The following is a 7,593-nucleotide window of genomic DNA, read 5'->3' as shown; positions in this document are numbered from 1 at the left end:
CGCGCGGAGGCCGAGCGCGCAGCCGCCGCGGCCGCTGCGGGTCACCGCGCCGCCGAGGAGGACGCCCGCGCCCACGCCGAGCTGGCCGCGTCCGCGGCCGAGGAGCGGCGTACGGCGGAGGAGCGGCTGCAGGAGGTGCTCGCCCAGCTCCAGGACGCCGTCGCCGGCCGCGAGGCCGCCGAGCGGGCCGCTGCCGAGCAGGCCCGGCTGCGCGCCGAGGCCGAGGAGGCCGCGTCCCAGCGGGCCGCCGACCGCAGCGCGGTCGAGGCGGCCGTCCGGCGCCAGGCCGAGATCGCCGAGGACGCCATGCGCGAGCGCGCCGAGGCCGAGGAGAAGGCCCGCGAGCTCGCCGTCGAGCTCGAGAAGGTGCGGACCGAGCTGCTGGACCTGCAGACCCAGAAGAAGGGCGGGCTCTTCCGCCGCTAGGTCCTCCTGCCCGCCCTACTGCCCGCCCAGCGCCGCGCCCAGCTTCGCCGCGATGGCGGCGTTGGCCGCCCGGCTGGTCCGCCCGACCCCGACCACGTTGAAGAAGCCGTGGATCTGATCGGGGAACCGGTGCATCTCGACCGGTACGCCGGCCTCCGCGAGCCGGCGTGCGTAGGCCTCGCCCTCGTCGCGCAGCGGGTCGAACCCGGCCGTCACGACCAGCGCCGGCGCCATCTCGCCCGGGATCTCGGCGTACAGCGGGGAGATGCGCGGATCCCGCTCGTCGTGGCCCGCGATGTAGCTGCGCCCGGCGAGGTCCATGAACGCCTTGGTCAGGTAGAAGCCCTCGGAGAACAGCCGAGCGCTGTCGGTGTCACGCACGGCATCGGTCACGGGGTAGATCAGCAGCTGGAAGGCCAGCGGGAGTCCGGTGCGGGCGGCCTCGATCGCGACCACCGTGGCGAGGTTCGCCCCGGCCGAGTCACCACCGGCGGCGATCCGCGCCCGGTCGACCGCGAGCTCGTCGGCGTGCTCGACCACCCAGCGGTGCGCGGCCAGAGCGTCGTCGTACGCCGCGGGGAACGGCGCCTCGGGGCTGAGCCGGTAGTCCATGGCGAGCACGCGCACGCCCGAGCGCTCGGCCAGGAACCGGCACGGCGCGTCGTGCGACTCGAGGTCGCCGTACATGTAGCCACCGCCGTGGAAGAACAGCAGCAGCGCGCCGCTGTCCCGGGTGGGCGTGTAGAGCCGCGCGGGCAGGCCGGCGACGCGGAGGTCGCGCACCGACCCGATCGGCTGGCGTCCGGCGGTCGCCGCCGTGTGCCGGCGGATCGCGGCCCGGCCCTCGGGGATCGGGACCGTCTCGGCGCCGCGCTCACGGGCCAGCCGCTGCAGCAGGAGCATCAGGCGTACGTCGGCGGCGAGGGTCTGGCCGTCGCGCACGACCGGCCGACCGCCGAGCGCGCGCTGAACGCGCTCGGGCAGGGCCATCGCCGCACGCAGGCCGAGCGCCTCGACGCGCTCTCGGGTCAGCACGCGAAGAAACCTACCGTTCACCACCCGATGCCAGACTGACCTCATGACTCTCGACAGCCTGCCGCCGGAGGGGATCGCCAGCCACGGCGAGGACATCCCGGAGGACTCGTTCGACGTCGAGCCGCCGTACCGGCCCGACCCGGACGACGTGGCGGCGGTCGAGAAGTTCGAGGACCGGTTCCTCGACCGCGAGCTGTCGTGGCTGCGCTTCAACCAGCGCGTGCTCGAGCTCGCCGAGGACCAGCGGCTGCCGCTGCTGGAGCGGGCCCGGTTCCTCGCGATCTTCAGCAGCAACCTCGACGAGTTCTTCATGGTCCGCGTCGCCGGCCTCAAGCGCCGCATCGCCGCAGGGGTGGCGGTGCGGGCCGCGTCCGGCCTGATGCCCACCGAGGTGCTCGGGCTGATCCTCGGGACGACGCGCGGGCTCGTCGAGCGGCAGGTGCACGTGTTCCGCGAGGAGATCGTGCCCGCGCTCGCCGACGCGGGCATCGAGCTGGTCCGCTGGGACGACCTGGACCGCGAGGAGCAGAAGGCCTGCAAGCGACTGTTCAAGGACCGGGTGTTCCCGGTGCTCACGCCGCTCGCGGTCGACCCGGCGCACCCGTTCCCGTACATCTCGGGCCTCTCGCTCAACCTCGCGGTGCTGATCCGCAACCCCAAGACCGGCAAGGAGCACTTCGCGCGCGTCAAGGTGCCGCCGATCTTCTCGCGGTTCGTGCCGGTCGGGAACCAGCGCTTCGTGCCGCTCGAGGACGTCATCGGCGAGCACCTCAAGCGGCTGTTCCCCGGCATGGACGTGCTGGAGGTCCACACGTTCCGCGTCACCCGCAACGAGGACCTCGAGGTCGAGGAGGACGACGCCGAGAACATCCTCGCCGCACTCGAGAAGGAGCTGCTGCGGCGCCGGTTCGGGCCGCCGGTGCGGCTCGAGGTCGAGGAGTCGATCGCGCCCCAGGTGCTGGAGCTGCTGATCTCCGAGCTCGGCATCTCGGACCAGGAGGTCTTCCGGCTGCCCGGCCCGCTGGACCTGCGCGGACTCCACGACATCGCGGACCTGCCGCGGCAGGAGCTGAAGTACCCCGCGTTCCTCCCGGTCACCCACAGCCGGCTCGCCGAGGTCGAGTCCGCCGCGCCCGTCGACGTCTTCAAGGCCACCCGGCGTCACGACGTGCTCCTGCACCACCCGTACGACTCGTTCGCCACCTCGGTGCAGCGGTTCATCGAGCAGGCCGCCGCCGACCCGCACGTGCTGGCGATCAAGCAGACGCTGTACCGGACCTCCGGCGACTCCCCCATCATCGACGCGCTCATCGACGCCGCCGAGGCCGGCAAGCAGGTGCTGGTGCTGGTCGAGATCAAGGCGCGCTTCGACGAGGAGGCCAACATCCGCTGGGCGCGCAAGCTCGAGCAGGCCGGCTGCCACGTGGTCTACGGCCTCGTCGGGCTCAAGACCCACTGCAAGCTGGCGATGGTGGTGCGCGACGAGCCCGACGGGATCCGCCGCTACACCCACATCGGCACCGGCAACTACAACCCGAAGACCTCGCGGATGTACGAGGACCTCGGCCTGATCACCACCGACGAGCGGATCGGCGAGGACGTCGCCCACCTGTTCAACAACCTGTCCGGCTGGTCGCGGAACCCGACGTACGACGAGCTCCTCGTCGCCCCGGACTCCGTGCGCACCGGGCTGGTCGAGCACGTGCACACCGAGATCGCCCACCACCAGGCGGGCCGGCCGGCGCGGATCCGGATGAAGGCGAACTCGGTCGTCGACGAGGCCGTGATCGACGCGCTCTACCTCGCCTCGCAGGCCGGGGTGCCGATCGAGCTGCTGGTGCGCGGCATCTGCGCGCTGCGGCCCGGCGTGCCCGGGCTGTCGGAGACGATCACGGTGCGGTCGATCCTGGGCCGGTTCCTCGAGCACAGCCGGGTGTTCTGGTTCGAGAACGGCGGCGATCCGGTGGCCTGGATCGGGTCGGCGGACATGATGCACCGCAACCTCGACCGGCGCGTGGAGGTGCTGGTCCGGCTGCCCGGCGAGGACAACGTCAGCGCGATCACGGAGCTGCTCGACCTCGCGTTCGCCGACGACACCGACGCCTGGGTCCTCGACAGCGACGGCGAGTGGCACCGCAACGGCGGGCCCGTGCACCTGCAGGAAATGCTGATCGACGAGCAACGCAGGCGCCGGAACGCCTAACGTGCGGGAATGACGTCTCGTCTTTCCCGAATCGGCCTCGCCCCGGTCGTTCTCGTCCTCCTGGCGGGAGCCCTCGCCGCCCTGCCGGCCCCGGCCGGCTCGTCGCCCGGCTCGTCCCCCGGGTCGGCTTCCGCGTCGACCCCGGTGCAGCTGGTGACGCTCGACCTCGGGCCGGGCGGCCGGCTCCGGGTGGTCGACGCCGTGCCAGCGCCCGGCGCACGCCCCGCCGACTCGGTGCCCGCGGGCGAGGACGTCGTCACGGTCGAGGTGGTCGGCACCGACGGACGGGTCGACTTCCGGCGCCGGGTCGCGGTCGACGACACGATCCGCGCGGAGTTCCCCGCCCGGGAGGGATCCGACCGGCTGTCGCACGACCGGGTGCCCGGGCCGGGCGCGTTCACCGTCGCGCTGCCGGTCGGCGCCGGCGACCGGGTGCGGGTCAGCAGCGACGGCGAGACCAGCGCGGCGGTGTCGCTCCCGGCCCAGAAGCGGGCCGGCGAGCCGGCGGTCGTGCCGCTGCCGGGCTACCCGACGGTCGACCCGGCCAACCGCGTGGACGTCGTGATCCTCGGCGACGGCTACACCGCCGCCGAGCAGGCCGACTTCGTCGCGGACGCCGCCGCGGTCGCGGACGGGCTGCTCGACACGGCGCCGTACTCGACGTACGCGGGATTCCTCAACGTGGTGGGCGTGTTCGCGCCGTCCGCGCAGTCCGGCGCCGACCACCCGCCGTACCAGGCCGGGTGCCCCGTGGGCACCTCGTACCCGGCCTCCTGCTGCCCCGACCCCACCGCGCCGGCGAGTGGCAGCTACCGAACCACGCGCTACGAGTCGTCGTACTGCTACTACGGCATCCAGCGGCTCCTGGTCCCGACCAACGAGGGGCAGGTGTACGCCGACGCGAGCGCGGCGTACCCGGCCTGGGACCAGCTGCTGCTGGTCGTCAACGACCCGGAGTACGGCGGCTCCGGTGGCGGGATCGCCACGTCGTCGACCGATCCCTCCGGCGTCGAGGTGATGAAGCACGAGCTCGGTCACAGCCTGCTGTGGCTCGACGACGAGTACACCGACGACACCCCCGGCTACCCGGGATGCACGGACGTCGACCGCAAGCCGGACCTGGCTCCGTGCCAGGCGAACGTCACCGACGCGACCACCCGCGCGACGCTGAAGTGGCGGCGCTGGGTCGACCCGGACACGGCGATCCCGACCTCGGCGCCGAAGCCGTCGTCCGTGGTGGGGCTCTTCCTCGGCGCGCACTACTCCAGCGACACCTACTACAGGTCGTGCGACGAGTGCCTGATGCGCTACCTGCAACGGCCGTTCGGCGCGGTGGCCGCCGAGCAGCTGCCGGTGCGCCTGTACGCCGGCGGCTGGCAGGGACCGGCCGGTGCGGGCAGTGGCCGGATCGAGCTGGTCGAGCCCGGGTCCGCGTCGCCGTCCACCGCGACCCCGCTCACGCTGCCGGCCGGCACCACCCAGACGTTCTCCGCCCGGGTCCTGGCACCGGCCGGTGCGGGCACCAGGGTCCGCTGGCTGGTGGACGGCGTCGAGGTGAGCTCGACGGAGGTCGGGTCCGGCCGGGTTCGGCTCGAGTGGGTCTCGGACGGCGGCGGTCACACGGTCCAGCTCGAGGCGACCGACGTCGCCGGGACCTTGCACCCGACGCTGTCCCAGCGGAGCCTCGCCCACGCGACCTGGACGATCGGCGCCGGCGGCCCGCGCGAGCTCCTCGCCAACGGCGGCTTCGAGCTGCCGCTCGGGCAGGGCTGGCAGCGTGACCACGTGGCGGCGTCCGCCCGGGTCTGCCGGCCCGCGCTCGCGCGGTCGGGCGAGTGCGCCGTACGTCTCGCCGCGTCGCGGACCACCGCCCGCAGGCTGACCAGCAGGCCCGGTCCGGCCGGCGTCGCCGGCGACCGACTCACCCTGCGCGCGGCCGTCGACCCCGTCGACCTGCGCGCCGACGCGCGGGTCGTCGCGCTCGTGACGCTCGCGGACGGGACCACCCAGCGGCTCACGCTGAGCGGCTTCCCCCGCGACCGGGACGACCGGCGTGGGTACCTGCCCCGCGAGACGTCGATCACGCTGTCCGGACAGGTCACGAACCTGCAGGTCAGGGTGCAGATGGGCCGCGGACGCGGGACGGCGCTCGTCGACGCGGTGTCGCTGCTGCTCCGGGAGGGCGCCGGCGGCTGACGTGTGCGAGGGTGGACCGGGTCCGCGAGTTGCGGGCCCAGCGACTTCACCCCCTAGCATGTGTGCGGTTCATTCCGCCTCACCAGGAGTTGTCCGTGGGTTTGCGATTCAAGCCGGTCGACACGTCGTTCTACGACCTCTTCACGGAGGCGGCTCAGCACTTGGTCGTCGGCGCCGACCTGCTCGCCGAGATGCTCGGCGAGGGTGCCGACCACGCCGATGTCGCGCGCCGGATGCGCGAGGCGGAGCACACCGCCGACGAGACCACGCACGCCCTGATCAAGAGGGTGAACTCGACGTTCGTCACGCCGTTCGACCGTGAGGACATCTACGCGCTGGGCTCCGGCCTGGACGACGTGATGGACCTGATGGACGAGGCCGTCGACCTGATCCTGCTCTACGAGGTCAAGATCCTGCCCCCGGAGCTGTCGACCCAGGTCGAGGTCCTGCAGCGCTGCGCGGAGCTCACCGCGGCCGCGATGCCGAACCTGCGCTCGATGCAGTCGCTCGAGGAGTACTGGATCGAGGTCAACCGCCTCGAGAACGCCGGCGACAAGAACCACCGGCGTACCCTCGCGAAGCTCTTCAGCGGCGAGTTCAAGACCATCGAGGTGCTCAAGCTCAAGGACATCGTCGAGTCCCTCGAGGGGGCGATCGACGCGTTCGAGAAGGTCGCCAACATCGTTGAGCAGATCGCCGTCAAGGAGTCCTGACCCCTCATGGACCTCGCGATCGTCATCGCGGTCGTCGTGGTCGCCCTCGTGTTCGACTACACGAACGGCTTCCACGACGCAGCCAACGCCATCGCCACGTCGGTCTCCACCCGGGCGTTGACCCCCCGCATCGCGCTGGGGATGGCCGCGATCTTCAACTTCGTCGGCGCCTTCCTCGGGCAGGAGGTGGCCAAGACGGTCAGCAGCGTGATCTCGGTGCCGGACGACATACACGGCCTGGTGATCGTGCTCGGCGGGTTGTTCGGCGCGATCGCCTGGAACCTGATCACGTGGTACTTCGGCCTGCCCTCCTCGTCCTCGCACGCGCTCATCGGCGGCCTCGTCGGGGCGGCGATCGCCTCCGGCTCGACGGTCCAGTGGGGCGTGATCAACGAGAAGGTCGTCATCCCGATGGTGCTCTCGCCGATCGTGGGCTTCTCGCTGGCGTTCGCGCTGATGCTGGCGATCATGTGGATCTTCCGTCGGCGCAACCAGCACCGCGTGCAGCGTGGGTTCCGCCTCGGTCAGACCGTCTCCGCGGCCGCGATGTCGCTCGGGCACGGCCTCCAGGACGCCCAGAAGACGATGGGCGTGATCTTCCTGGCGCTGCTCACCGGCGGCTACGTCTCCGAGGGCGACCCGCTCCCGACCTGGGTGATCTTCGCCGCGGCCGGCGCCATCTCCCTCGGCACCTGGTCCGGTGGTTGGCGCATCATGCGCACGCTCGGCCGCCGCATCATCCACCTCGACCCGGCGCGAGGCTTCGCCTCCGAGACCGTCGCCTCGGGCATCCTCTACACGACCGCGTTCGTCTTCCACGCCCCGATCTCGACGACGCAGACCATCACGTCCGCCATCATGGGCGCCGGCGCCACCAAGCGCTTCTCGGCCGTCCGCTGGGGCGTCGCCCGCTCGATCGTCGTCGCCTGGATCCTCACGTTCCCGATGGCCGCGCTGATCGCCGCCGGCTGCTACTGGATCCTGCACCTGCTGATCGGCGCCTGAGCCCCGGTCTCTGGC

5 protein-coding genes and 1 pseudogene are annotated in these 7,593 nt (G+C 72.3%); 5 read left to right on the top strand and 1 reads right to left on the bottom strand.

From position 1 onward, the window contains the following. Window positions 1-426 (top strand): annotated as a pseudogene (locus ABD875_RS14045) (hypothetical protein); the annotation flags it as partial. A gap of 15 nt (window positions 427-441) precedes the next feature. On the opposite strand, the gene ABD875_RS14040 reads toward ABD875_RS14045, so the two are convergent. After that, entirely contained in the window at window positions 442-1,461 is a 1,020-nt protein-coding gene (locus ABD875_RS14040) for an alpha/beta hydrolase (RefSeq protein ID WP_345177959.1), read from the bottom strand. 43 nt (window positions 1,462-1,504) lie between these two features. Here ABD875_RS14040 and ABD875_RS14035 point away from each other — a divergent pair, with 43 nt between their 5' ends. The 4 genes from ABD875_RS14035 to ABD875_RS14020 all read left to right on the top strand — a co-directional run bounded on the left by ABD875_RS14035 (window position 1,505) and on the right by ABD875_RS14020 (window position 7,578). Next, window positions 1,505-3,664: an RNA degradosome polyphosphate kinase gene (locus ABD875_RS14035; RefSeq protein WP_345177954.1), complete on the top strand. Its 2,160-nt coding sequence runs from the start codon at window positions 1,505-1,507 to the stop codon at window positions 3,662-3,664. A 9-nt stretch (window positions 3,665-3,673) separates the two neighbouring features. After that, complete coding sequence (locus tag ABD875_RS14030) at window positions 3,674-5,860, top strand: M64 family metallopeptidase (protein WP_345177952.1); 2,187 nt, start codon at window positions 3,674-3,676, stop codon at window positions 5,858-5,860. 95 nt (window positions 5,861-5,955) lie between these two features. Continuing rightward, window positions 5,956-6,573 carry a DUF47 domain-containing protein gene (locus tag ABD875_RS14025; RefSeq protein WP_345177949.1) on the top strand — a complete coding sequence of 206 codons (618 nt, stop codon included), beginning with the start codon at window positions 5,956-5,958 and terminating at the stop codon, window positions 6,571-6,573. A gap of 6 nt (window positions 6,574-6,579) precedes the next feature. Next, on the top strand, window positions 6,580-7,578 hold the full coding sequence (locus ABD875_RS14020; RefSeq protein ID WP_345177945.1) for an inorganic phosphate transporter: 999 nt from the start codon (window positions 6,580-6,582) through the stop codon (window positions 7,576-7,578). Window positions 7,579-7,593: the final 15 nt, after the last annotated feature.

It is taken from the genome of Nocardioides caricicola (genome assembly GCF_039541135.1).
Classification (GTDB): domain Bacteria; phylum Actinomycetota; class Actinomycetes; order Propionibacteriales; family Nocardioidaceae; genus Nocardioides; species Nocardioides caricicola.
Note: the sequence above shows the minus strand (reverse complement) of the source record. Positions and strands in the feature narration are given on the sequence as shown.